This window comes from Skermanella sp. TT6 (assembly GCF_016653635.2).
Classification (GTDB): domain Bacteria; phylum Pseudomonadota; class Alphaproteobacteria; order Azospirillales; family Azospirillaceae; genus Skermanella; species Skermanella cutis.
Map to the genome: position 1 here is coordinate 33,310 of NZ_CP067423.1, position 24,197 is coordinate 57,506.

Here is a 24,197-nt window from a genome sequence, read left to right on the forward strand (position 1 = left end):
CTCGCGTTTGGTCAACGGACGGCAAGTTACTGATCTGGCGCGAATCATCTTCGGAGTTCATTGGCGGATTCTAGCCGAATCAGCGGATTTTTCGTAACATTCGAGCGGACGAACTTTACAGCGAGGGTGGCTGTGGTTCATGGGCCCGACAAGGAGACGGTTGATGATGCCGCCTGGAATGAGGCGGTTGCAAGGGAGGCCGTGATCCGCAGACTGGTCTCGCTCGACTGCCCCGGCCGGTCCGATTTCTTCCGGGCTTGCCGTGAACTCGGCCTCAAGCGAACCCGGCTTTACGAACTGATCAGGGCTTATCGGGAGCATCCGGTCACGAGTTCGCTGCTGCCGCGCCCGGGCGGCACGAGACAGGGCAGCCGCCGGTTGCCGGATGAGACCGAAGCGGTAATCGCCGAAGCGCTCCGGGACTTTTACAAGACACGCCAGAAGCCGAGCATCAATCGACTGCACAAGGAGATCCGCGGGCTCTGCCGCTCGCGTGGCGTGCGCGTACCGTCCTGGCATGCGCTGAAGGCGCGGATCGAGGTCATAGACCCCGCCGAACTGACCAAGGCACGGGAAGGCTCGAAGGCAGCGCGTGATCGCTTCCACCCAGTTCCGGGAGAATATGCCGCCGAGTGCGCGTTCAACGTAGTCCAGATCGACCACACGCTGGTCGATGTCATTGTCGTCGATCGCCGATGTCGGCGGCCCCTGCAGCGGCCGTTGCTGACGCTCGCCATCGACATCGCAAGCCGCATGGTCGCGGGCTTCTACCTGACGCTCGAGGCGCCGTCGACGGTTTCGGTCGCACTCGTAATCCAGCATGTCGTGCAGCCGAAAGAGGTGTGGCTTGCCGGACTGGGCATCGATGCGAAGTGGCCGGCCTGCGGGTTCCCTGATGCCATCCACCTCGATAACGCCAAGGAATTCCGGTCGCGCGCCCTGCAGCGGGGCGCTGAGGAATATGGCATCGAGCTCATCCATCGTCCGATCGCCACTCCCCACTATGGCGGCCATATCGAGCGGCTGATCGGCACCATGATGGGCGCCGTCCATCTTCTGCCGGGCACGACGTTCAGCGACATCGACGAGCGTGGCAGCTATGATTCCGCCGCCCATGCGACGATGACTCTGGATGAACTGGAGCGGTGGATGGCGCTCGAAATCACGCGCTACCACGCCGATCGCCATGGAACGCTGGGGATTCCGCCGCTTGCGGCATGGCACGAGGCTGCGGCCCGCCGCGTTCGGCCTGTGCGTCAGCCCCACGATCTCGCCGGCTTCACGATCGATTTCCTGCCCAGCGCCGACCGGCTGGTGCGGCGTGACGGCATTCACCTGTTCGGTCTCCGCTACTGGGATGACGTGCTGAGCATATGGGCCGGTCGGCTCGATCGTGCGTTGCGCGTTTCCTACGATCCACGCGATCTTTCGAGGGTTTTCGTGCGCGCTCCGGATGGTACGCGCTGGCCGATCCGCTTTGCCGATCTGCGGCGCGCGCCGATCACACTTGGCGAACATCGCCGCGCTCGGACCGCCCTGCGGGAACGCGGTCTTTCGCTGGTCGACGAGCAGCTGATCTTCGAGACCATTGAGTCCCAGCGCGCACTAGTCGAGGACGCGACCAGGCGCACCAAGGCAGCGCGTCAGCTGGCGGAGAGGCGCGACCGAGCGCTGGAGGCTGCCGCGTCAAACGCGCTGGTTGCGGCCGAGCCGGCGCAAATCGAGGATGAGCGGCCGATCGACTGGAGCAAGGTCCCCGTCTTTCCCGTCGAGGAATGGTCGTGAGAGGGGAGGGGACTTTCGAGCACCTCGACGACCGCTACCGCCGCTATGCCGCTTTGCCCGACGAAGAGCGCATTGCCTGGATCAAGGCCGACCGCTGGATCGGCTTCGACCAGGCGCAAGCCGCACTTGTCCGCCTGAACGCGTTGCTTGCCTATCCCCCACGTGACCGTATGCCCTGCCTGCTGATCTATGGCGACACCGGCATGGGCAAGACCAAGATCGTCCGCAAATTCGAGCGGGCGCATCCGCCCACATTGTGTCAGTCGACGGGCGTGACCAACAGGCCGGTCGTCGTGGCCCAAGTACCCTCGGAGCCGGTCGAGCGCGACCTCTATCGGGAACTGCTGGCCAGCCTGCAGGCTCCAGCGCTCGTCGGCGGCGCGCTTGCCCGGGAGAAAGACATCTGCCGCTCGCTGCTGCGCACCGTCGGCGCCAGAATGATCGTGCTCGACGAGGTCAACGGCATGCTGGCGGGGACCTATCGGCAGCAACGGATTTTCCTGAATGCGCTGCGGTTTCTCGCAAACGACCTCAGAGTGCCGCTTGTCTGCGCCGGTACCGACCTGGCGCGCCAGGCCTTGCTCACCGACGCGCAGCTTGCCGAGCGCTTCGAGGCGTTTCATCTCAAGCTCTGGAAGAACGATCACGCCTTTGCGCGGCTCTTGAAAAGCCTCGCTGGCATCCTGCCGCTGCGCGCTCCGTCCGATCTCGAAACGGACGCGGTTCGTGAAAGGATCCACACGCTCACCAGCGGCGTCACGTTCAGGATTTTCCAGCTGATCGAGACGGCAGCCGAGGAGGCGATCCGGTCGGGGAAGGAACGGCTCGACCTGATGAGCTTCGGCGATGATCTTGTCCTTCCGCTTGTGTCGATGACGCAATCGGCACGCCGGCGGATGCCGCAGCCGGCGGCCGGGTGATGGAGCCGGATCGTCTGCCCGTGGCGCCGCGGCCCTTTCGCGACGAATTGCTGTCCTCCTGGATGGCGCGGGTGGCATGCCGCTACGGCCTTACGGCGCAGCAACTAGCCGGCTATTTCAGTGGCCTGTCGTCACCCCTGCCGATAGACGACGGGGCTCCGGCGGCCGGGCAGACGAGGGTTTGGGCACAGATCTGCAGTGTCGACCCCGATCGGTTGCATCGCCTGTCCCTGAGCTGGCGCTACCCGCGACGCGCTCGAGCCTGGTACGTAAGCAGGGGACCGGAATGGACGCCGTCGGCGATGTCCGGGTCTATCCCAGTCTGTCTCGCTTGCTTCGCTGCCGATCGCGCTGCGGGCCACGACGCGCATCTTCGAGCCGGCTGGATGCTCGCCGAACGCTGTATCTGCCCAACTCATGGCGAGTTGCTGCACGATCACTGCGTATCGTGCCACTGGCGTCTTTCCGTGGCTTTCCACCTGCACGACGGAAGCGCGCGGCCTGTCTGCAGCCATTGCGCGCGGCTTCTCACCGATAGGGGAGGGAGGGCGGTCAGCCACAGGATCCCGCCCTCCTGGCGACGGCGCTGGCCACCCAGCAGCGGATCACGGCAAGCGTCAACGGTGAAAATCCCGAGGGCGACAGGCTCGAGAAGGCGCTCTCAGTGCTCTGGGCGCCGCTCGACCATCCGGCAGCAGCGCGGCCGGTGCTGGCGCTGTGGTTCAACGAAGCCGGCTGGCGCTGTCCCTATGAAGCCAGGCATGCCGTCGGCGCCAAAACTCCGCTCGGCCAGTTGCCGGTGCGCTGGCGCTTCCTGACGCTGCTGGCTCTGGACGACGTTTTCGGTACCGATCCGCGCGTGGACGGTGCAATGCCGCCTGTCGCCGCTCATCTCGCCCGGCGGGCCGCGCCACGACCGATCCGCCTCTCAAGGCCAAGCCGACGGCCGCACGTCCAGCTGCTGAAGCGCTCGGCGGCCGAGTACGAGCGCCTGGCACGTCAAATTCTGGCTGATCCGAACTGGACCGCAGCGGAAGAGCTGCCCCCGCGAAAGCGAGAGCGTGTCCGGGCTCGGCTGATCGATGCTGCGCTTGCCGGGAATCCGGCGTCACCCGGGGCATGGTTGTCGCCCAAACTATCGAGCGACGAGCAGGCGATTCAGAAATGCTGAGACTGCGTGCTGCGGGGCGTAGTCTCACGAATTTCGATTCATCCGGCCGTACAAGGATGCACGAGATTTCGTCCGCAAGCCCGATTGACGTCGATATCGGCATTCTGCTCGACGAGAGAGGCTGCCCGCTGCCGCTGTCCGGGGATTAAGCGCAAACCCGGTCCGCTCAATGAACGCGAATTCTCGTCGATCTGACGCCTAAAGGAGACTGTCCGCCGGTGAAAAGCGAGCCACAAGGCCATTTTTTAAGGGGTCTCACAAAACGAGCGATAATGCAAGATTATCATTCATTATTGTTTGCCGACAGGCAGGGCGCTTTAGGCATATTATCGTTGTCAAAAGCGCCGCCGTGATTCATCCTGCTTTTCGATGATTCTGCGGCCCAAACTCCTCTCGCGCCACCCCGGCAAGCTTCTTGACGCGGTGGCCGTCGCTCCGTGGGCCCTGGTCCCGGCCTGGCTGCGCCGGGCAATCCCGGATGCGCAAAGCGTTGCGGGAAAGGAAGTTGAGGAGGTCGCGCTTGCTGCCGGTGCTGCTATCGGCGCCCTCGATGCGGTAGTCCGCCGGCAGGAACGGTGGGCCGGGGTCTGGCGGCAGCGCCTGGCGCTTGTCGCGGCCGCGGTGACGGCACGACAGGCCGGCCGCGTCGAGGATTCTTTGGCATTGCGCGACGCCGTGCTGCTGACACGCCCCGGCGATTTTTTGTCCGTTGGCCCGGCCGGGCTTTTGCTGCTCGCCTGGCGCCGGTTGGTCGACACGCCTGCCGAGAAACTGCTGACCGAGCGGAGCATCGGCGCGGTGTTGGAAGAACTCGGCTACGCCCCGGATGAAGAGGTGGTCAGCGCTCTGGTGGGGGAACTCGGTCAGATCGGCGGCGGGGCAGAGACGGTCGGGATGCTGACCGGTGCTTTTGTGGCCGCCGAACGCTATGGTTTTGGGCCGGCTTTCGGCGCCTGGCTCGCCGACGGTCTGCTGGCGCAGCGGCTGGCGTGGCCGCATGCAATACCGCTGCTGGGCACCGAAGCTGCTTTTTTTGGCATGCGTGCCGGGCATTCACGTCGGGCGGCGACCGGTATGGCGGCAGCGGGCCCTGAGACAGAGCCGGAGCGTGCCAAAAAACTGCTGGCGGCACAGGCGCGGGCGGCGCTGCGCGCCATCGATCTTTTTGCTGAGCTCGGCCGCCGTGCCGAAAAACTGCTGGCCGTCGCGCCGAAACTCAGGGCCAAGGGAGCGGACGCGATCGTCGACCGGTTGTTGAACGAAGACGCGCTCATGGCCTCGCGCGGGGACAAAAAAATGGACAAAAAGATGAGTGACCGGGGGCTACGCCGCCTGTTCGACCGGCTTCTTGTCCTGGGTGCCGTGCGTGAGCTGTCCGGTCGCCCGACCTTCCGCACCTACGGACTGTGACGATGGCGGCTCGTTCGACCAAAACTCGGCGAGACAATGGGGATGGGCAACGACCGTTGCTTGACCGGGAGCTGGATCACCTGCCGCCGGAGGCGCGCTGGCGCGAATGGATGCAGCGCGTTGAGGCAACCATTTTTGCCGCCAGCGAGCCGGTGACACGTAGTGTCCTCGCGCGGGTGGTTGGCGCGGATTGCAACCTCGATCTCTTGATCGACGACATTCGCGAGGAGCTGCGCGGGCGGCCTTACGACCTGGTCGCCGTCGCCGGCGGCTGGAAACATTTGACCCGGCCGACCTATGCCGACGCCATCCGCGCCGCTATGGGCGGCAGTGAGAAGGCGATGGATCTCACGCAATCCGAGGTGCTGGTGCTGATGTGCGTGGCGTATTTCCAGCCGATCACCCGCGCCGAGTTGTCGTCTTTCTTCGGCAAGGAGATCAGTCGTGATTTTATTGGTCATCTGCGCGGCGCGAAGCTGATTGCGTCCGGCCCGCGCAGCCCGACGCCCGGCGCGCCCTACACCTACGTGACGACCAAAGAATTCCTGTTGGAGTTCGGCCTCGACACGCTGCGCGACCTGCCGGATTTCGAGGCGCTCGAAGACGCCGGGTTGCTGTCGAAGGAGAAGCTGCTGGCAGGGGATATTCCGATGGGGATTGCGGGCGGTGAAGATGATGGCGAGGACGAGCAGCCGAGCGTCGGTCTCGTCGACGACGCGATGTGATGAACGGATCATCCTGGTTTTCCTGCGCCCGCCGATGAGAACTCATGACCATGACGACTGATCGTGCGACAGGCGATGACCGGTGAACCTACATGGCGTTGCCGTCAAGCAGGCTGGCCGGAAATAGCACCAACTTGGTGCCGCCGGCATAGCGTCGCGGCGAGAACAGGATGTCACGAAACCCTGCTGCTTGACCTGGTCGGCGGGCTTCCAGGAAGATTCTGATGCTGTCCCGTGTCTTCCTGACGACCAGCACGAAAGCGAATTTGCTCGTGCGAACAAGGCCGGTCTATGCCGATGCGTCGTCTGGCGGGGCAGTTCGCTTTGGAGCGGTTTGGTGATCGCTGAGGGTCTGGGAGAGACTGTGCAGCGCCCTCAGCAATTCTCCCATCGCCATACTGTGGGACAGCCCGTCTTTTTCGACGACCTTGATCAGCGCCTCGATATGGGCGCTGTCGGTATCCCACGGATTCGAAGAAGTTTTCATAAAGCATCGATTCAGGGGCAACGCGCGGGCGGCCAGGAGCGGGATGCCGCCCGCCGTGTTGCCTGATTTGCGTACTCGTTACCTGGCGCGAATCCCAATCTCGCTGATTATGGTTAAAATAGCATTACAGACTGCGTTTGAATCAGCACCGAAGCATGCCGCTTTGTCGGGCGGATGCAGCGGCACGAGGGCAATGCCCGTGTCGAACGGACACGACAGGATGGCCTGCTCGATTGTCAGAAACTGAAAGCGAACAGTAGATGTCGGTGTGATCGCCAGGACTGCTGAGCGACCTTACGGAATTCGAGGATTTCGGCTGCCCGCTTTGGCATCGAATGCTCGGTCGTGGTGATTGAGTGTGAAATCGCACCGAACAGTAACCCCGCGTCGAGCAGGATTTATCGACCTGATTTCATTGCGAAAATTAGAATTGTCCAAGGATCTAAGAAGGCGCAAATCGCAACCCTTCGAAAATCTGGGAAAGAGCAGCTGAATCAGACACTTGAGCATGCTGGTGCTTGGGGTTACTGTTCGGCGCGATTTCACAACGTGTATGCGAAACTGATAAAGGTGAAGGCCGCGCCACCTCGATGACAACCTTGTCCGCTACAATGTCGCTTGCACCTATTCGCTGCTGGGCGAGACTGATGGTGCCATCAAATTGCCGGAAATTTGCCTGAAGCAGTTTGGGACCGACATGAAGCAATGGATCAAAAACGACTCTCGATCTCATCCGGGATCATCCGGCAATCAGACGCTTTTAGCGCCGTATTGATGTCCGTCAGCAATGCTATGTTAGGAAGTCAAATGGCTGAGCCGCCCTATCGCGTCCAGGCGTTCAACAGCGCCACGCACTCCGAAAACAGGATGCACGATGATGCGGTGGCGCAAAAATATGGCTTCAGCGGCGGCCTGGTGCCAGGCGTCGATGTCTTTGCGTATATGGTCCACGTTCCGGTGGCGAAGTGGGGACGAGCCTTCCTCGAGCGCGGCCTGATGGAGGTGCGCTTCGCGAAGCCGGTTTACGATGGCGAAACCGTGGTGGTTACGTCCGAGCCTTCAGACGAAGGCCTAGCGATTGCGCTCAACGGCAGCGACGTTCGAGCTGCCGGCAGTGCCTCGCTGCCGGACGCGCCACCCCCGATCTCCGTTGGCGATTATCCCGAGACTGCGCCGGTTGCGGTGCGGGGGCCGGTCGATCTCAGGTCTTACCAGGTCGGCAAATGGCTCGGAACGGCGCCGCGCTCCTGGCCGGGCCAATCTGGAGCGGACTATCGGGCGGAAGTACGCGAAACCGATCCAATCTATGCTCGCGAAGGGTTGGTGCATCCCGGTATGGTGCAGCGGGTTATGAACCGGGTCTTGATGGAGAACGCTTTACTGGGGCCGTGGATTCATCTCGGCAGCCGCATGCAGATGCTGTCCACAGCTGCTTGCGATGAAGAGTTGGTCGCGCGGGCACGCGTTACCGCGAACTACGAAAAGAAGGGCAACCGTTTCGTGGAAGTAGATGCCGTTGTTGTTGCGAACGGCCGGAAGTTGATCGCCCACTGCCAGCACATCGCGATCTATCAACTTCGCGAACGAGCAGCGTGAGGCACAAGGCTGTCGAGCAGCATCGTCACCGGCGCACCCGGTTCTGCAGGCCGTCAAAACAGATAAGGGAACGCAAGACACGCACGTGACAATCGCTCCACCAGACGCGGACGGGGATTCTAGTCGCCTTTCAAGTTTGTCCCCCAGGACAGCCCGTGTCTGCTTCGGCGGCGCGGGCATCCTTACAACGAAAGCAATCAAAGATGCCCAATGCGGCGCTGGTATATCCCGATACGAAGCTCTTTATTGATGGCGAATGGCGTGAGGGTCGCGAATGCCGGACTATTCCGGTTATTGATCCGGCGACCGAGGAGACGATCGGCTCGGTTGCACATACCGCGCGCCGGATCTCGACGCCGCGCTGGCCGCCGCCGATCGCGGCTTCAAACTCTGAAGCTCAACCTCGGCGTTTGATCGGTCTAAGCTGATGTGCAAGGCCGCCGGCTTGCTGCGAGAGCGCGGAGATCGCATCGCCTGGCTCCTGACGCGCGAGCAAGGCAAACCTTTGGCAGAGGCCAAGGGCGAAGTGATGGCGGCGCCGACATCATCGATTGGTTCGCTGAGGAGGCGCGCCGCACTTGCGGCCAGGTGATTCCGGCGCGCGCGCGAAGAGCCATGCAGATGACGCTCAAAGCTGCCGGTCGGTCCGGTGGCCGCGTTCACGCCCTGGAACTTCCCGTCAATCAAACAGTGCGCAAGCTCTCCGCGGCGCTCGCCGCCGGCTGCTCGATCATCGAAGGCGCCGGCACCGCCGCCGGCGGCGCCTGCCGAGCTCCTTGGCGCCTTCGTCGATGCCGGCGTGACCGCCGGGGGTCGTCACTCTGGTCTCTGGCGCGCCGGGGGAGATCTCCGAGTGTGAAAATGCGCCGGCCAGTGACCCCGCGTCGAGCAGGATTTGTCGTGCTGATTTCATTGCGAAGATGAGTGTTGTCCTAGGGATCTCAGAAGGCACGATTGTGACCCTGCGAATCTCACAAAGAGCAGCTGTATCAAACTCTTGAATGTTCCAGTACCTAGGGTCACTGGCCGGCGCATTTTCGCAGCCGATCGCCTAATCAGATTCACGCGCTCGAAGGCGCACTGAGTCAGTCGGTCTGGTCGGCATCGAGGTATCGTCCCTCGGTTCATTACGCTTCGGCACCTTGGGGTCGATTGCACTATTTGGTAGTTTGTTCCGGCGCCGCGTGGAGAGTCTGCCATGTGGCCAGGGCTCGGGACAAGTGTCGGTCCATCATTCCCACTGCCAAATCGGTTCGACGAGCCTCAATGGCTTCAAGTATCTCACAATGATCGTCGTAAGCTTGCGTGCCCCGTGAGTAATCTGAAAAGTATATTATGCGACGCTGTTTTGAGAATTCATAAAATAATTTCACCGTGCGAAGCAGTACTCTATTCTGTGTTGAAGCGACGATTCCAAGATGGAACGCTTCATCCTCAGCCTCAATTGTCTTTTTGCTATCAATTGCAAGCTTCGTTTTGTAGAGGATTTCCCTCAGCCGATCTACGTCCTGATCCCGCCTTCTATCGCAGGAAATCCGTACGCCCTGCAGCTCCAGAATACTTCGCACTTCAAACACGTCCTTAGTCTCTTCAGGCTGAAACGGCAGGCCAGAAGACGCACGAAGAACGAGGGCCTCGATGCTACTTTCCTCAGAATTTCTAAGATAGATCCCAGAGTTAGGCCTTCGCTCAATCACACGCATCGACTCGAGAGCGGCCAAAGCCTCGCGAACCGCCCCGCGACTGACATTGAACCTGTCGGCAAAGTCACGTTCCGACGGCAATCGTTCGTTCGGCTCATAGCGACGCTCATCAATGAATGAGAGTATTTTCCCTACAACGTTCGGGACACCGGCAATCCTATCGCTTTCCGTCTTCTCAAGCATTTTTCGGTCTTTTTTCCAGCCGTCAGTCCATCCCAACCAGGTCCATCCCGATACGGAAGGGTCATAAATCATACGCGTTGCTTGGCAACTCGAACCCAAAGTACCAGTGAAACCCTAGCCGGTCTACCAAATTGGTTAATCCGGCTCCGCGCTGAAGCTGCCATATGCCCGATGGTTAAGCCACCCGTTCATTAAACTCCCCACGGCATGCCTTGCGCGTAGAGATGGCCAAGCGCGGCGCCCGGCCAACACCAAGCCGATGGCCTAGCCGTAAACGCCGTCCGCCGTTCAGGGCCTTCCTCTATCGCCACCGCACCCTCGAGACGCAGGTCGAAACTACCTTGCTCTCGTCAAACTCATTTCAGCTAAAATCTAGATGCAATTCATGGGTCGGTGACCTATAAATGCCCCCGGAACGCTCGGAGAGGCGTTCAGGTAGGAGCCCGACCATGATCAAGATGAGCGTCTACTATCCGGCCCATGGCGGCTCGAAGTTCGACCACGATTACTACTGTGCCAGCCACCTGCCACTGATCAGAGAACGAATGGGCGATGCCTGCCTGCGCTACGAGATCGAGAAGGGCCTAACGGGCCGCGAACCTGGAAGCGCGCCGGAGTTCGTCGCAGCGTGCCACATCTACTCACCGAGCCTGGGGACATTCCGGGAGGCGTTCGGCCCACACCGCGCGGAGATCGTCGCGGACGTCGCCAACTATACGGACATCGCACCCATCGTGCAGATCAGCGAAATCGTTGGAGCGTAAGGGCTTCGGTGCGTCAGGCTTGGCCGTTGTCCGGGATCGGCGTCGTGCTCGCCATGACCAGCTAACCGGTGCCGAACAGGTCCACGATCAGGAACGTGTCATTGCCATTCATGCGACAACTACTTTGCTCTCGTCAAGCGCGCTTCAGCCAAAATCTGGATGCGCTCTATGAACCGGTGAAGTAGACCGGCGCTGGCGAACGGTTCCAGAAAGCACCCGAAGCCTGCATCATTAACTCCATCTATCTTCGAAGTAGGGGTCAAAGTTCGGTCGTGCGGATACCCGCCGGGACCAGCGCCGCGTCGATCATTGCCATGACCATGTTCTGCGGGGCCTTGCCGATGTCGATGACATGTCGGCGGTGTCTATAGTGAGGGTGAACATGCGTCTCTCTCCTCACCTGCGAAGAGTAGAGCGAAGGTGCAGCCCGCTCACCGACTTGAGGCCAGCCTGCCGCAAAGTTCATCGGCAAAACCCGCTTCCAAGCACATTCCGCACGCAAAAGCCGTTTCACGCTTTTGCTTGGAAATGGGGTTAGCCCTTGTCCGCGGCCAGGCCTACCTGTTCGACAGCGTGCGCCGCGCAGATTTCGTCGTTGTCCGATGTATCGCCGGAGATTCCGACAGCACCGAGGGTTTCGCCCGCTTCCCCGCGTATCAGGACACCACCGGGAACCGGCACGATCTTCCCGCCGGAAACGCCGGACAGGGCTTGGACAAAATGAACACGCTCGGCGGCGGCCGCGTTCAGCCAGCGGGAGCCCGAGCCGACCGCCAGCGCGCCATAGGCTTTGCCAAAGGCGATCTCGAAGCGGAGCATGGAAGAACCATCCTGCTTCTGGAATGCGATGAGGTGGCCGCCTGCATCGAGCACCGCGACCGAGAGCGGCTTCAGGTTGAGCTCCCGCCCCCGATCCAGCGCGGATTCGATGATGCGATTGGCGACATTCAACGTGATGGTATTCATTGTTTTATCCCGTTCCGAGAACGTTCTCGCCTGCCCCACTGGCCTTCAGCTCCAACCGGCGGGCGTGCAGAACCGGCTCGGTATAGCCGTTCGGCTGGGCGCGGCCCTGCAGCACCAGATCACACGCGGCCTGGAAGGCGATCGAATTCTCGAAATCCGGGGCCATCGGCCGATAAAGCGGGTCGCCCTCGTTCTGCCGGTCGACGACCGCCGCCATGCGCTTCATCGTCTCCATCACCTGATCGCGCGTACAAACGCCATGATGCAGCCAATTGGCGATGTGCTGCGAGGAGATGCGCAGCGTGGCGCGATCCTCCATCAGGCCGACATCGTTGATGTCCGGCACTTTCGAGCAGCCGACACCCTGGTCGATCCAGCGCACGACATAACCCAGGATGCCCTGGGCGTTGTTGTCGAGTTCCTTCTGGATCTCTTCGGGCGTCCAGTTCGGCCGCAGGGCGACGGGGATCGACAGGATGTCGTCGAGCTTGGCCTTCGGGCGGTTTTTGAAACCTTCCTGCACGGCGTGCACATCGACCTTGTGGTAGTGCGTCGCATGCAGCGTCGCGGCTGTCGGCGACGGCACCCAGGCGGTGTTGGCGCCGGCCTTCGGGTGAGCGATCTTCTCAACCAGCATCGCCGCCATCAGGTCGGGCATCGCCCACATGCCCTTGCCGATCTGGGCATGACCGGCAAGCCCGCACTCCAGGCCGGTGTCGACATTCCACGCTTCATAGGCGGAAATCCACGCCGCCTGCTTCATGTCGCCCTTGCGGATCATCGGGCCGGCTTCCATCGAGGTGTGGATCTCGTCGCCGGTGCGGTCGAGGAAGCCGGTGTTGATGAAGACGACGCGTTCGCGGGCTGCACGGATGCATTCCTTGAGGTTGACCGTGGTGCGGCGTTCCTCATCCATGATGCCCATCTTCAGCGTGTTGGGCTGCATGCCGAGCGCCTGTTCGACGCGGCCGAAAAGCTCGACAGCGAACGACACCTCCTCCGGCCCGTGCATCTTCGGCTTGACGATATAGACCGAGCCTGTCCGCGAATTGGCGCGGCGGCCATTAGGGCCGACATCGTGCAGCGCGATCAGGCTGGTGATCATCGCGTCCATGATGCCTTCCGGAACCTCATTGCCGTCGCGGTCGAGGATCGCCGGGTTGGTCATCAGGTGGCCGACATTGCGCACCAGCATCAGCGAGCGGCCGGGCAGAGTCAGTTTGCTTCCGTCGGGTGCCGTATAGTCGCGGTCAGGATTGAGCTTGCGCGTGAACGTCTTGCCGCTCTTCGAGACCTCTTCCTCTAAATCGCCCTTCATCAGGCCGAGCCAGTTGCGGTAGACGGCGACCTTATCCTCGGCGTCGACCGCGGCGACCGAGTCCTCGCAGTCCTGGATGGTGGTAATGGCCGATTCCAGAATAACGTCTGAAATTCCAGCCTCGTCTTGGCTTCCGATGACGTGTTGATCATCAAGGATGATTTCGATGTGAAGGCCGTTTCTCGATAAGAGCAACGAAGACGGATTGTCGACGTCACCTAGGTACCCCGCGAATTGTGAGGGATCGCGCAACCCACCCTCCGAGGAGCCCGTCATCAGTCGAAACTGACCATCTTTAATTTGAGAACTGGTCATGTTTGACCAGCTGTCTGTCTTCAACGGCACGCTGTCATCTAAGAATGCTCGCGCCCACGCGATGACTTTCTCGCCGCGCTTGGGATTGTAGCCATTGCCCTTTTCGGCGCCGTCGGTCTCGGGAATGGCATCGGTGCCGTAGAGTGCATCATAGAGCGAACCCCAGCGCGCGTTGGCGGCATTCAGCGCATAACGGGCATTCATCACCGGCACGACGAGTTGCGGACCGGCGACGGTGGCGATCTCCGGATCGACGTTTTCGGTGGTGACCTTGAAATCCGGACCTTCGTCCAGCAGGTAGCCGATCTCCTTGAGGAAAGCCTTGTAGGCCGCCATGTCGGACGGCGCGCCATTTTCGCGATGCCAGGCGTCGATCTTCTCCTGAATCTCGTCGCGCTTTTCGAGCAGCGCCCGGTTCTTCGGAGCGAGGTCGCGAACGATCTTGGCGAAGCCGGCCCAGAACTCTGCGAGCTTGATGCCGGTGCCCGGCATCGCGCGCTTGTTGACGAAATCGTAGAGCCCGCGATCGACCTGCAACCCGCCGACTTCGATTCGATTTGCCATGTCCAAAGCTCCGTTATGGCGCCCCCACAGGCGCGTATCGTTTCGCGGGTTCGGTGCATAGAAAAACCCTTCCACTTCCAGCTCTGCGCTGACGGAAAGGTTCGTGACGCCGGTCTGAACCCTGATGAATCGGTTTGCGGTATCAATCTCGCGAACATCCCGCACCACGCTATCGGCCGTCGGAAGTGCGCCGCCTGCCAACGATGTCTCCGCACCGCGCGGGATAACCGGAACCCGCAGATTGTGGCAAATTCTCATCGCCGCCGCTACCTCCTCGGTGGTGCGAGGCAGAACCACGGCGAGCAGCGGACATCGGTACGCCGTCAAACGCGTCGCATTCATATGCCTGGGTTTCCTCCGGGTCCGAGACGATCGCGTCCGCGGGCAGGACGGTACTCAACGCGGCGACGATCTCGGGCTTATGGGCGATGATCGCGGCGTCGGGAACGGGCATGGCGATGCTGGACATTGGCTCAATTCCGTCTGACCGAAAGCAGTGAATAACCGGACGCTCCTTCGCGCTCGCCTTCATCGAAGGCACACGAGATGCGCAGGCTCGCGACAAGCAGACTCACGAGCATCACAGCTATTTCCCGCGCGCCGCGCGAGAATCCGGAGCGAAGGGGAAGCGCGATATTCGCTGCGGCGGCTCGCCCGCGATGACCTTGGCGCGTCGAACGGCTGAGACCGAATCCGGAGCGCACGCAGCCGGCCCTGAATCATCCGCAATAGATAATCTTGTCCTTCTCAAGTCGCGATATTTCATCGTCGCCGATGTTGAGGATTGAATTGAGGATGTGCTTCGTATGCTCCCCAAGCATGGGGGGGCTGATGGTGTACTCAATTTCTGTCTGAGAGAATTTGATCGGATTGGCCACGAGCGGCACGGTCTTGCCCGTGGTGTGGGGAAGATTGATCTGCAATTCGCGATGGACGACCTGCGGATGCACGAATGCCTGGTCGAGTCGGTTGATCGATGCGCATGGTACGCCGATGGGTTCGAGAAGCGCGATCCAGTGCTCGGTTGGTTCCTGGGCAAGGCGTTCGGCCACGATCGGGATCAGAGCGTCGCGGTTTTCCAAGCGATCCGTGTTTGTGGTGAAACGGGGGTCGTCGCAGAGCACTTGCAGCCGGGACGCCGTGCAGAACTTCCTGAACTGCTGGTCGTTCCCCACCGCAAGCACGAATGATCCGTTGCTCGATTTGAACACCTGATAGGGCACGATGTTCGGATGGGCGTTTCCATATCGGCGCGGCGGCTTCCCCGTGGTCAGATAGTTCAAGTTCTGGTTGGCCAGAGCGGCAAGCTGGACATCAAGAAGCGCCATGTCGATATGCTGGCCCTCGCCCGTCCGCTCGCGATGCAACAACGCCGACAGCACACCTGTTGCGCTATACATTCCAGTGAGGAGATCGGAAATCGGGACGCCGACCTTCTGAGGGCCGCCGCCGGGCTTGTCGTCCGCCTCGCCCGTGATGCTCATCAGCCCGGATATGGCTTGGATGGCCATGTCGTATCCGGCTACGTTTTTCATCGGGCCGGTCTGGCCGTATCCCGTAATGGAGCAGTACACGATGTCCGGCTTTATGAGCCGGAGCGCTTCATAGTCTAGCCCATACCGTTTCATGTCGCCGACTTTATAGTTCTCTATGAGAACGTCGGTCTTCCTGACCAGAGATCGAACGATGTCCGCGCCTGCTTGCGTGGCGATGTCCACGCAAATCGAGTGCTTGCCGCGATTGGCGCTCAGGAAGTAGGCACTCTCGGTTGTTCCATCAAGATGCGGTGGCCCCCAGTGGCGAGTGTCGTCGCCGGTGAACGGGCGTTCGATTTTCCAAACCGTCGCCCCTAGATCGGCCAAGAGCTGCCCGAGCCAAGGGCCCGCAAGAATCCTCGATAAATCGAGAATTTGGTATCCGCTTAACGGTCCTGCCATATCAACAACCCACATTCGAGATTAATAGCTTCTTTACAGAAGCTGTGGGTAATGCGTAACTGGAGTTACCAGATTGGTCAATCCAATTTTGGCGCCCACCCATCCGGGGCAATATCAAATCCACGTCGCAGACATTGACGAAACTGCGAATCTGGTCTATCCAAATTGGTCTACAACAAGGCCGCCGGGAGGGCGGCCTGCGATGCCCGCACTGGGGATCACGTTTAGGGAGGTTTTGCTGCATGGCGCGAATATCGCTCCAAAATGTCTCCAAGTCGTTTGGTGGCGACCAGGGCCCTTGGGCCGTTAATAAATTCTCCCTAGAGGTAGAAGACGGCGAGCTCGTTGTTTTTGTCGGTCCTTCGGGATGCGGAAAATCGACGACACTGCGGATGATCGCTGGCCTCGACGACACCACGTCGGGCACCATCACGATCGGCGGGCGGGATGTCACCGGTCTGCCACCGAAAGATCGCAATGTTGCGATGGTCTTTCAGAACTATGCGCTGTATCCGCAGAAGTCGGTCTACGACAACATGGCGTTCGGCCTACGGGTGCGCGGTGAAGCGAAGCAGGAGATCGACCGGCGCGTGAGGGCTGCAGCGGCCAGCCTAGACCTCGAATCCCTGCTCCACCGCAAACCGCGACAGCTGTCGGGCGGGCAGATGCAGCGTGTGGCACTCGGGCGTGCGCTCGTGCGGGACCCCGATGTTTTCCTTCTGGACGAGCCGCTTTCCAATCTGGATGCGAAGCTGCGCGTCAAGATGCGGGAAGAAATCGCGACGCTCCATGCCCGTCTCGGGGCAACGATGATCTTCGTGACACATGACCAGGTCGAAGCAATGACGCTTGGAGACCGTATCGTGATCATGCGCGATGGCCTGATCCAACAGGCTGGGAAGCCTCTCGAACTCTACGATCGGCCTGCAAACACGTTCGTAGCCGGGTTTATCGGTTCGCCCGAAATGAACCTGATCGACGGGCAGTTGTCCGACGCAAGCGGGCGGCTCGAGGTGCGATCGGGAGACCTTTCGGTAGGCATACCAGAAAAGACCTTCGCCAGGAGCGGACAGAACGTGACGCTTGGAATCCGGCCCGAGCACCTCGTCATCTCTAACGGCTCGCCGCTTGAGATGACCGTGAACTTGGTCGAGCAGATCGGAGCGCAGACTTATCTCATGGGCACGCTGGCCGGCCATAAGATGCGTGCCGTCCTCCAGCGTCGTGATGAAATCCGCGCCGGTGACAAACTCCCTATCGCCTTCCCGAGTGAGCGGCTTCACCTGTTCGACTCCATTAGCGGTGCGTCGCTGCGGATGGCGCAAACGGGCGGCAAAATCGGCGTAATGGAAAATGCGTAATGGCCCCCTGCGAGAGCGGCGGGTCAGGCTGATACTGCGCCCCTGGACCGTGGAGGGCGTCACCGGACTTCAGTAGGAGCTCTGTGTCGCGTCCTAACGATAGCACCTCTGGAGCGTCATAAAGGAGGGTCAACGCTATACTCGATACCGGCGACGTTAATTCTTGGCATTTGGCTTGAACTGACAAGTTAACAAGGGAGGAGCAGGAAATGAGCATTTACATTCCAGGTAGAGTGAGAATGGCGGTAGGCTTGTCCGGCATGACCCGCCGCAACTTTCTTAAATCCGCTGCCGCCGTCGGAGCAGCAAGCCTCGCGGCGCCTGCGGTGGTGCGGGCCCAGTCCGGCGTCACGCTTCGGTTTCTCAACAACGAAACTTCGGTCGCTAGTCAGGCAGCCCTGAAAAAAGCGTGCGACGACTACGAAAGCAAATTCGGCGTCAAGATAATCGTCGATTCGAGCCCCATTAGCGGCACGATGCAAAAAGTGATGGCGGCGGTCGCTGCCGGCCAGCCCTATGACATCATGACTTCCGGGTTCATCGCTGGAATCTTGGAGTATATTCACGCCGGCGCCATCGTCCCGGTGACCGACCTGGTCAAAAAGTATGACTGGGGCAAGAAGGCCGCATGGGAGTATCAAGGTGAGAACTGGTACTATCCGTTCGATTACAACCTCGTCGTAAATTATTACCGGAAAGACCTCTATGCCCAGAAAGGTCTGAAGATACCGGAGACGTGGGACGACTTCTTGAAGAACTGCCAAGCGCTTACAGTCGTTAATGGTGGAAATGTTGACGTCGGCGGCTGTGTCATACCTCTTGCAAGCGACAGCTCGACCAACTGGGCGAGCTTCGGCAATATGTTCGCCGAAGGCGCGGAGCTCTTTGACAAAGACTGGAATGTCGTTTTCGACCAGGGCGAGAACGCTGATCGTGCCACGCGCTTCTTGGATTTCTACGGCGAGTTGTACAAGACGATGCCGCCCGGCATGAACGCCGTGAGTTATGCTCAACTAATGAGTCTCTTCGCCACCGGAAAGGCGGCACACAGTGTCTATTCTGGTCGGTTGGTCGAAGCGCTTGAAGCGACTAACCCAGAACTCGCCGATAAGTACGGAATATTCCCCTCGCCTGGTAGTACCGGTCAAAAGGCACTTTCATATGCTTTTGACGGCTTCTGCGTAGGGAAGTCGAACCAAAGCGAGGAGGCGATTAAGTTCCTTCAGTGGTTTGCAGAAGAGCATTACGTCGATTGGCTGCTTTCAGCATGGATGAACAACCATCCGGCGCGCCTGGACATCTATGAGAACGAGCGTTGGAAGAGCCATCCCATGATCAAGAAGCATTGGAATACGATGATGACGATGAAGTCCTACATTGAAGGCGACAACATCAAGATCATGGCAATCGACACCATCGGTCCTTCGATCGACATGCGTGCTTGTAACGTATTCATCGCGAATGTCATGCCGGAAATGCTCCAGCAGAAAGTCCTCGGCAACGCCTCGTCGGCTGATTGCGTCGCCGCGACTGCGCAACGCATTCGCTCCGTCATCTAACTGCAGATCGGGGCGGCCTCCGCTGCCGCCCCGATCGTTCGTTCAAGGGATGATTCTTATGGTTCAGGACCGGCGAATTGTTGCATTGTTTATTGGCAGTATCTCCTTGCTCGCATTTATTATTGGCGGCCCGTTGATTTACGCGGTTATGCTATCATTCTATTCGGCCCGTTCGTTTATGAGCGAACCCGAGTGGGTCGGCCTGAGCAACTACATCAAGGTATTGCAAGATCCTCTTTTCTGGAATTCGTTGACGAACGGCCTCACAATCGCGCTTTCGTCGATTGTCCTGCAGGTAGTTCTGGGCGTTGGAATAGCGATGGTGCTTAACAAGCGCTTTGTTGGCCAGACCATTGCACGTTCGATCGCTATTCTTCCCTACTTCCTGCCGACAGTTGTCGCCTGCCTAGTGGCCCAATGGATTCTCGAGCCAAACTACGGATTGGTAAAGACCGCTCTGGCATCCATCGGTGTTGGAATGCTCGATTGGAGTTCTCATGCCTTCACGGCCAAAGGCACAATCATACTCGTCAGTGTGTGGTTGTGGACACCTTTTGTCGTAACCTGCGTTCTAGCTGGTTTGCAGACGATCCCAACGCAACTTTACGAAGCTGCTCGCGTCGATGGCGCCGGTGCTTGGACGCAATTCTGGCACATCACGATACCAGGCTTACGCTCGGTTCTGATCGTGGTCATCCTTCTGCGTGGCATCTGGATGTTCAACAAGTTCGATCTGATATGGCTTTTGACAAAAGGCGGGCCGCTCAACCAGACAGAGACCTTGCCTACCTTAGCCTATCGGAAGTCGTTTATTGAGTACAACCTGGGCGGGGGCGCCGCTGTGGCAACGATCTCCTTCCTCCTGCTCTCAGGCGTCATTCTCATCTATCTGCGCCTGTTCCCCATCGATGATGCAAAGCAAGGGCGATAAGAAATGAAGAGCCATGTAGAGCGATTGCCCGTTGATTCCAGTCGCCAGATACCTGAGCGCGAACCGATTCGTCCGAGATCGTCGCTGCAACACGGGAGCAAGGTTCAGGAAAGCACTTTCTGGAAACCATTCAAAAAGCTATCGGCAAAAATTGCCCTTTATGCAACCGTACTCGTTATCTGTCTTTATTCACTCTTTCCGATATACTGGATGATCATTTCGAGCCTAAGGCCCGCGGAACGCCTTTTTCTCGATACATCTCTCGTTTTCTGGCCGCCGGACCTGACGTCTTACGTCTCCCTCTTCCGGCAGACGAATTATATCGTCAATTTTCTGAACAGCGCTCTGATGGCGGTTGCGACGATTACCGTCTCCCTCGTGCTGTCGGCATTTGTCGCTTACGGCGCCACCCGGCTGCGCTTTCGGGGCAAGACTATGCTCGTTGCATCGATGCTTTTTGCCTACATGTTCCCACCCCTCATGCTGGCCATCCCAATGGCGGCAGCTTTCCGAACGATCGGCCTCACCGACACACTGTGGGGGCTGTTGATCGCCCATCTCGCAATTTCGCTGCCGCTGGCGGTGTGGTTGCTCTGGGGTTTCTTCAAGTCAATGCCGTTTGACCTTGAGGAGGCTGCGATGGTTGACGGCTGTTCTCAGTTCGAAGCGTTCATCAAGGTCGTCTTGCCATTGTCCGCTCCCGGGCTCATCACTGTCGCCATCTTCTCGTTCCTTCTCTCTTGGGCCGACTATGTGTTCGCGCTGATACTTATTATGAGCGACCAAAGAAAGACGCTCCCCGTTGCTCTGCAGTCGTTGCTCGGCGCGCATGATTTGCGTTGGGGTGAAGTCTTGGCCGGCGCTTCGCTGATAGCTCTGCCTTTGTTTGTAATATTTATCTTTTGCTATCGGTACTTCGTCGCCGGGCTGTCAGCGGGTGCGGAGAAGGGATGATCCCGTCAAAAAGCGGCGGAAGATCGGTCGCGTTTTGATCTGGATTCCAAAAGCATCACCATCGGGAGAAGGTTTATGGCGAGCTACGACTATATTATCGTTGGTGCAGGTTCGGCCGGATGTGTTCTGGCAACTCGCCTGAGTGAAGACGCTAATGTGAGCGTATTGCTGATTGAGGCGGGCGGGGGGAAGTCGATGTTTGTCGATATGCCCGCCGGAATCAAGGTTCTCTATACGAGCGGTCGATACAACTGGCGGTTTTGGACTGAGCCGCAGCAACATCTAGACAATCGCCGGATCTATATCCCCAGAGGGAAGGTCATAGGAGGGTCGTCATCGATCAATTCCATGATCGCTATGCGCTGCAACCCGTGGGACTACGATTCGTGGGCGTCTCGGGGCATGCCTCAGTGGAGCTTTGCCGCGATGCTCCCCTATTTGCGCAGGATTGAGGATGCGAGCCTGGTCGCTGAACCTGATAATGGAACGCGTGGGCACACCGGGCCCATTAAGCTTTCCTACGGGCCACGGCGCCCGACCGCCCAGGCGTTTGTCGACAGCCTCCTCGCCGCCGGTTTACCAGAGAACCATGGATTCAATGGACCCTCGCAGATAGGCGCAGGTTTCTACGAACTTACGATAGCAAATGGAAAGCGGTCCGGCTCATTCAAGTACCTGGAACGCGCCAAGGGACGCCCGAACCTCACCATCCTCTCCAATAGTCATGTTCGTCGCATTAACGTTGAAAGAGGTGGTGCCCGTGGCATCGTCCTGGTCCAGAACGGCCGCGAGAAGACGATCAACTGCGATCGAGAGGTTCTGCTGACGGCAGGCGCGATCGGATCGCCGCAGCTTTTGATGCTGTCTGGTATTGGGCCTGCTGATCATATGAAGTCTTTCGGCATCAAACCCGTTCACGATCTTCCGGGCGTGGGCGAGAATCTTCAGGACCACCTGGACCTCGCGGTTCGCTTCGAGTCATCGCAACCGACGACGTTGACCCCCTATATGGGCCTCCTGAGGGGCGGCATGGCCGGCGCTCGGTATATTCTCAAAGGCGATGGTCCGGCCGCTTCGCAGGCCGTGGAGGCGGGAGCGTTTTGGGGCCCTGACCGATCATCTCCGTTGCCGGAGTGGCAGGCACACTTTGCCAACGTCCTCCGCAATCCGCCGGCCGGCGAGCGTATCGCTCACGGTTTCGCTGTTCGCGTATGTCAGCTCAGGCCACAAAGTCGCGGTACGGTAAGATTGCGAAGCGGAGACCCCGCCGTTCCACCGGCGATCGACCCGCGTCTTGCTTCCGAACGTGCAGACCTCGAGAGCCTGAGAGATGGCACGCGCGATATGTGCGATATGATGATGCGCGGACCACTCAAGAACTTCATAAAACGTCCGTTGGATGCGGAAGTGTTCGGCAATCTCTCCGAGCAGGAGGCTTTCCTGCGAGCGCGGGCCGAGACGGTGTATCACCCCGTAGGGACCTGTCGCATGGGCGCTGACGATGCATCGGTCGTGGACCCGAGCATGAAAGTCCGCGGTGTTGATGGTGTACGGGTGATCGACGGTTCGGTGATGCCAACGCTTCTAAGCGGCAATACGAACCTGCCGATTATGGCGATCGCCGAAAAAATCGCTGACGAACTCATCCACGGCGAAAGCGTTTCGCGTGATCACCCGATCGCTGGGGAGATGCTTGCGCACGGGCGCCACGCGCCCTCCTCCTGAAAGCCTCCGTTTATCGTCCGAGGAACGCTGTAGCGGTGCGAAAAGCGCCCAGGCTGTTTTCGCAAATTTTTTGAACTCGCAGGGTACGATGGCCGATTTTGATGTTGACTTGGCAGTAATTGGTGGTGGTTCAGGCGGGGTCCGCGCCGCACGGGTCGCTGCTAGCTATGGAGCCAAGGTCATCGTTGCTGAAGGAGATCGGGTCGGCGGCACCTGCGTTATCCGTGGCTGCGTACCAAAAAAGCTTATGGTCTACGCTTCAGATCTCCAGAAAGAGATCGGGAACGCGGCTGGCTTCGGATGGTCGGTCCCCCCAGCAAAATTCGATTGGGGAGTATTGACGGCAAACAGAAACAGGGAAGTCGCCCGTCTCGAGATGGCATATACGTCGACGATCGAACGTTCGGGAGCGCGCCTAGTGAAAGAGCGCGCAACGTTCCAAGACGCACGCACCTTGCGTCTTGCCAATGGGGAGACGGTGCGCGCTCGAAATATACTTATTGCCACTGGCAGCACGCCGAACCACGGGGAGGCAATACCTGGCATCGAGCATGTCATCTCGTCCGACAAGGTCTTTGAGCTTCGTGAACTGCCGCAGCGGATCCTAATTCAAGGAGGGGGCTACATTGCGGTTGAGTTCGCATGCATATTCGCCGGTCTCGGTTCGAAAGTGACCTTGGTTTGTCGCAGCGACAACATCCTGCGCGGTTTTGATGAAGACGTAAGGGCACATGTTCGTCGTGCTCTGGAGGAGCAGGGAATTCTGGTCGTCACCTCCTGCTGGATCAACAGGGTTGACAGGATTGACGAAAGCAGCGGGCTATTGAAAGCTAGTCTTTCAAACGCTGAACAGCTCGTCGCAGACCAAGTCATGTTTGCGATTGGACGAAAGCCCAACACGCAGGACCTAAATCTCCAGAATTCTGGCGTTGCGCTAAGCCCTGACAGCGGCGGCGTCGCGGTCAACGAGAACTCGCAGACCAATGTGCCCCATATCTACGCGGTCGGCGACGTGACAAACCGCGTAAACCTTACCCCTGTAGCGGTGCGCGAGGGCCAGGCCTTTGCAGATTCGGTATTTGGCGAGCGTCCCACGCAGGTCGACTATGCGGATATCCCGACTGCGGTTTTCTCGCGTCCGGAAGTCGGATCCGTTGGGCTATCAGAGGCACAAGCCTGTGCCCTGTTTGAAAGGGTGGACATCTACAAAACGGATTTTCGGCCCATGAAGGTCGCCCTCTCCCACAGCTCCGAACGAATGATGATGAAGCTCGTCGTAGATGCAGATTCCGGGAGGGTTGTCGGCTGCCATATTGTCGGATCAGGCGCGGCGGAGATCATCCAGGCAGTTGCGATTGCGATAAGAATGAAAGCCGTAAAGGAGGACTTTGATGCAACAATGGCTCTTCATCCAACAGCGGCGGAAGAACTTGTCACGATGCGGACACCGACCAAGCGCTGCGTTCGATAATGCATTTGTGTAGTCAGTCGGACTCTTCTTGCTTCACCTCAATGCGCTGGGAAGACCATGCTGAGGCGGTCGAACTTCGGTCTTAGGGGTGCTCGCAGCTCTCATCTTTGCTACCATGAAAGCTAATAACGGCTAATCACATGAACAGCCCCTCTAACCGCGTGTGGATAATAGTCAACGATGGATTCGAAGGCGTTGCGATAAGCTATTTGGACGTCTCAGCTGCTGGCAACTTCCAGCAGCCTTCAACTCATCCATTTTCACTCGTGAGAACAATTCGTCGATTTATCAGCAATTTATGTCGATCAGCATTCACGAGGACATATTAGCACATGCCTCTGTCGAGCCACGC

The 24,197-nt window shown here is 59.3% G+C and carries 19 protein-coding genes and 2 pseudogenes; 16 read left to right on the plus strand and 5 right to left on the minus strand.

The genetic code is table 11. From position 1 onward, the window contains the following. Nucleotides 1–201: 201 nt before the first annotated feature. The 6 genes and pseudogenes from IGS68_RS33810 (at nucleotide 202) to scpB (ending at nucleotide 6,011) form a co-directional block, all read left to right on the plus strand. A complete protein-coding gene (locus IGS68_RS33810; protein WP_246765472.1) occupies nucleotides 202–1,785 on the plus strand; it encodes a Mu transposase C-terminal domain-containing protein in 1,584 nt (527 codons plus the stop codon). Next, nucleotides 1,776–2,705, plus strand: coding sequence for a TniB family NTP-binding protein (locus IGS68_RS33815; RefSeq protein ID WP_154386546.1), 930 nt, complete (start codon nucleotides 1,776–1,778; stop codon nucleotides 2,703–2,705). The genes IGS68_RS33810 and IGS68_RS33815 overlap by 10 nt, the downstream gene beginning before the upstream one ends. Next, nucleotides 2,705–3,124: pseudogene (locus IGS68_RS36400) on the plus strand (TniQ family protein); the annotation flags it as partial. The gene IGS68_RS33815 and the pseudogene IGS68_RS36400, both read left to right, overlap by 1 nt. 245 nt (nucleotides 3,125–3,369) lie before the next feature. Continuing rightward, on the plus strand, nucleotides 3,370–3,876 hold the full coding sequence (locus IGS68_RS35835) for a hypothetical protein (RefSeq protein WP_246670852.1): 507 nt from the start codon (nucleotides 3,370–3,372) through the stop codon (nucleotides 3,874–3,876). Nucleotides 3,877–4,245: 369 nt separating this feature from the next. Continuing rightward, nucleotides 4,246–5,286, plus strand: coding sequence for a DUF1403 family protein (locus IGS68_RS33825; RefSeq protein ID WP_154386543.1), 1,041 nt, complete (start codon nucleotides 4,246–4,248; stop codon nucleotides 5,284–5,286). Between the two features lie 2 nt (nucleotides 5,287–5,288). After that, entirely contained in the window at nucleotides 5,289–6,011 is a 723-nt protein-coding gene (scpB, locus tag IGS68_RS33830; protein ID WP_093037012.1) for an SMC-Scp complex subunit ScpB, read from the plus strand. 929 nt (nucleotides 6,012–6,940) lie between these two features. On the opposite strand, the gene IGS68_RS33835 is transcribed toward scpB, so the two are convergent. Further along, the gene (locus IGS68_RS33835) at nucleotides 6,941–7,231 is read right to left on the minus strand and encodes a hypothetical protein (protein ID WP_139274564.1); all 291 of its coding nucleotides are present in this window, start codon (nucleotides 7,229–7,231) and stop codon (nucleotides 6,941–6,943) included. Nucleotides 7,232–7,305: 74 nt separating this feature from the next. Between IGS68_RS33835 and IGS68_RS33840 the strand changes: the two genes are divergently transcribed. From IGS68_RS33840 to IGS68_RS33845, 3 genes and pseudogenes are all read left to right on the plus strand, one after another. Further along, the gene (locus IGS68_RS33840) at nucleotides 7,306–8,094 is read left to right on the plus strand and encodes a MaoC family dehydratase (RefSeq protein WP_093037332.1); all 789 of its coding nucleotides are present in this window, start codon (nucleotides 7,306–7,308) and stop codon (nucleotides 8,092–8,094) included. Between the two features lie 155 nt (nucleotides 8,095–8,249). Further along, complete coding sequence (locus IGS68_RS36405) at nucleotides 8,250–8,522, plus strand: hypothetical protein (RefSeq protein WP_245414195.1); 273 nt, start codon at nucleotides 8,250–8,252, stop codon at nucleotides 8,520–8,522. Then, nucleotides 8,522–9,018, plus strand: a pseudogene (locus tag IGS68_RS33845) (aldehyde dehydrogenase family protein). Before IGS68_RS36405 ends, IGS68_RS33845 begins: the two are co-directional and overlap by 1 nt. A 233-nt stretch (nucleotides 9,019–9,251) precedes the next feature. Here IGS68_RS33845 and IGS68_RS33850 read toward each other — a convergent pair. Next, nucleotides 9,252–10,016, minus strand: coding sequence for a FadR/GntR family transcriptional regulator (locus IGS68_RS33850; RefSeq protein WP_371822012.1), 765 nt, complete (start codon nucleotides 10,014–10,016; stop codon nucleotides 9,252–9,254). Between the two features lie 413 nt (nucleotides 10,017–10,429). On the opposite strand from IGS68_RS33850, the gene IGS68_RS33855 reads away from it, so the two are divergent. Beyond that, complete coding sequence (locus tag IGS68_RS33855) at nucleotides 10,430–10,744, plus strand: EthD family reductase (protein ID WP_093037020.1); 315 nt, start codon at nucleotides 10,430–10,432, stop codon at nucleotides 10,742–10,744. Between the two features lie 534 nt (nucleotides 10,745–11,278). Here the strand turns inward: IGS68_RS33855 and IGS68_RS33860 are convergent. From IGS68_RS33860 to IGS68_RS33875, 3 genes are all read right to left on the minus strand, one after another. Beyond that, nucleotides 11,279–11,710 (minus strand): GlcG/HbpS family heme-binding protein, encoded by a 432-nt coding sequence (locus IGS68_RS33860; protein WP_093037026.1) that lies wholly within the window; start codon nucleotides 11,708–11,710, stop codon nucleotides 11,279–11,281. A gap of 4 nt (nucleotides 11,711–11,714) precedes the next feature. Next, the gene (locus tag IGS68_RS33865; protein ID WP_245770677.1) at nucleotides 11,715–14,249 is read right to left on the minus strand and encodes a malate synthase G; all 2,535 of its coding nucleotides are present in this window, start codon (nucleotides 14,247–14,249) and stop codon (nucleotides 11,715–11,717) included. A gap of 377 nt (nucleotides 14,250–14,626) precedes the next feature. Then, on the minus strand, nucleotides 14,627–15,844 hold the full coding sequence (locus IGS68_RS33875; RefSeq protein WP_093037338.1) for a CaiB/BaiF CoA transferase family protein: 1,218 nt from the start codon (nucleotides 15,842–15,844) through the stop codon (nucleotides 14,627–14,629). Nucleotides 15,845–16,086: 242 nt separating this feature from the next. Here IGS68_RS33875 and IGS68_RS33880 point away from each other — a divergent pair, with 242 nt between their 5' ends. From IGS68_RS33880 to gorA, 6 genes are all read left to right on the plus strand, one after another. Then, the gene (locus tag IGS68_RS33880; protein WP_093037028.1) at nucleotides 16,087–17,205 is read left to right on the plus strand and encodes an ABC transporter ATP-binding protein; all 1,119 of its coding nucleotides are present in this window, start codon (nucleotides 16,087–16,089) and stop codon (nucleotides 17,203–17,205) included. A 209-nt stretch (nucleotides 17,206–17,414) separates the two neighbouring features. Then, entirely contained in the window at nucleotides 17,415–18,764 is a 1,350-nt protein-coding gene (locus IGS68_RS33885) for an ABC transporter substrate-binding protein (protein ID WP_201083761.1), read from the plus strand. A gap of 58 nt (nucleotides 18,765–18,822) precedes the next feature. After that, a complete protein-coding gene (locus tag IGS68_RS33890) occupies nucleotides 18,823–19,695 on the plus strand; it encodes a carbohydrate ABC transporter permease (protein ID WP_093037034.1) in 873 nt (290 codons plus the stop codon). A 3-nt stretch (nucleotides 19,696–19,698) separates the two neighbouring features. Beyond that, a complete protein-coding gene (locus IGS68_RS33895; RefSeq protein ID WP_201083763.1) occupies nucleotides 19,699–20,649 on the plus strand; it encodes a carbohydrate ABC transporter permease in 951 nt (316 codons plus the stop codon). 75 nt (nucleotides 20,650–20,724) lie between these two features. After that, a complete protein-coding gene (locus IGS68_RS33900) occupies nucleotides 20,725–22,374 on the plus strand; it encodes a GMC family oxidoreductase (protein ID WP_093037040.1) in 1,650 nt (549 codons plus the stop codon). 88 nt (nucleotides 22,375–22,462) lie between these two features. Further along, the gene (gorA, locus tag IGS68_RS33905) at nucleotides 22,463–23,845 is read left to right on the plus strand and encodes a glutathione-disulfide reductase (protein ID WP_093037043.1); all 1,383 of its coding nucleotides are present in this window, start codon (nucleotides 22,463–22,465) and stop codon (nucleotides 23,843–23,845) included. The last annotated feature ends 352 nt before the right edge of the window (nucleotides 23,846–24,197 follow it).

What these genes read in the sequence shown, in the direction of transcription:
- IGS68_RS33900 (WP_093037040.1), top strand. Translation starts at nt 20,725, where the DNA reads ATGGCGAGCTACGACTATATTATCGTTGGTGCAGGTTCGGCCGGATGT.
- IGS68_RS33825 (WP_154386543.1), top strand. Translation starts at nt 4,246, where the DNA reads ATGATTCTGCGGCCCAAACTCCTCTCGCGCCACCCCGGCAAGCTTCTT.
- gorA (WP_093037043.1), top strand. Translation starts at nt 22,463, where the DNA reads ATGGCCGATTTTGATGTTGACTTGGCAGTAATTGGTGGTGGTTCAGGC.
- IGS68_RS33875 (WP_093037338.1), bottom strand. Translation starts at nt 15,844, where the DNA reads ATGGCAGGACCGTTAAGCGGATACCAAATTCTCGATTTATCGAGGATT.
- IGS68_RS33860 (WP_093037026.1), bottom strand. Translation starts at nt 11,710, where the DNA reads ATGAATACCATCACGTTGAATGTCGCCAATCGCATCATCGAATCCGCG.
- IGS68_RS33815 (WP_154386546.1), top strand. Translation starts at nt 1,776, where the DNA reads ATGGTCGTGAGAGGGGAGGGGACTTTCGAGCACCTCGACGACCGCTAC.
- IGS68_RS33835 (WP_139274564.1), bottom strand. Translation starts at nt 7,231, where the DNA reads ATGAGATCGAGAGTCGTTTTTGATCCATTGCTTCATGTCGGTCCCAAA.
- IGS68_RS33885 (WP_201083761.1), top strand. Translation starts at nt 17,415, where the DNA reads ATGAGCATTTACATTCCAGGTAGAGTGAGAATGGCGGTAGGCTTGTCC.
- IGS68_RS33865 (WP_245770677.1), bottom strand. Translation starts at nt 14,249, where the DNA reads ATGAATGCGACGCGTTTGACGGCGTACCGATGTCCGCTGCTCGCCGTG.
- scpB (WP_093037012.1), top strand. Translation starts at nt 5,289, where the DNA reads ATGGCGGCTCGTTCGACCAAAACTCGGCGAGACAATGGGGATGGGCAA.
- IGS68_RS33880 (WP_093037028.1), top strand. Translation starts at nt 16,087, where the DNA reads ATGGCGCGAATATCGCTCCAAAATGTCTCCAAGTCGTTTGGTGGCGAC.
- IGS68_RS33840 (WP_093037332.1), top strand. Translation starts at nt 7,306, where the DNA reads ATGGCTGAGCCGCCCTATCGCGTCCAGGCGTTCAACAGCGCCACGCAC.
- IGS68_RS33890 (WP_093037034.1), top strand. Translation starts at nt 18,823, where the DNA reads ATGGTTCAGGACCGGCGAATTGTTGCATTGTTTATTGGCAGTATCTCC.
- IGS68_RS33895 (WP_201083763.1), top strand. Translation starts at nt 19,699, where the DNA reads ATGAAGAGCCATGTAGAGCGATTGCCCGTTGATTCCAGTCGCCAGATA.
- IGS68_RS33855 (WP_093037020.1), top strand. Translation starts at nt 10,430, where the DNA reads ATGATCAAGATGAGCGTCTACTATCCGGCCCATGGCGGCTCGAAGTTC.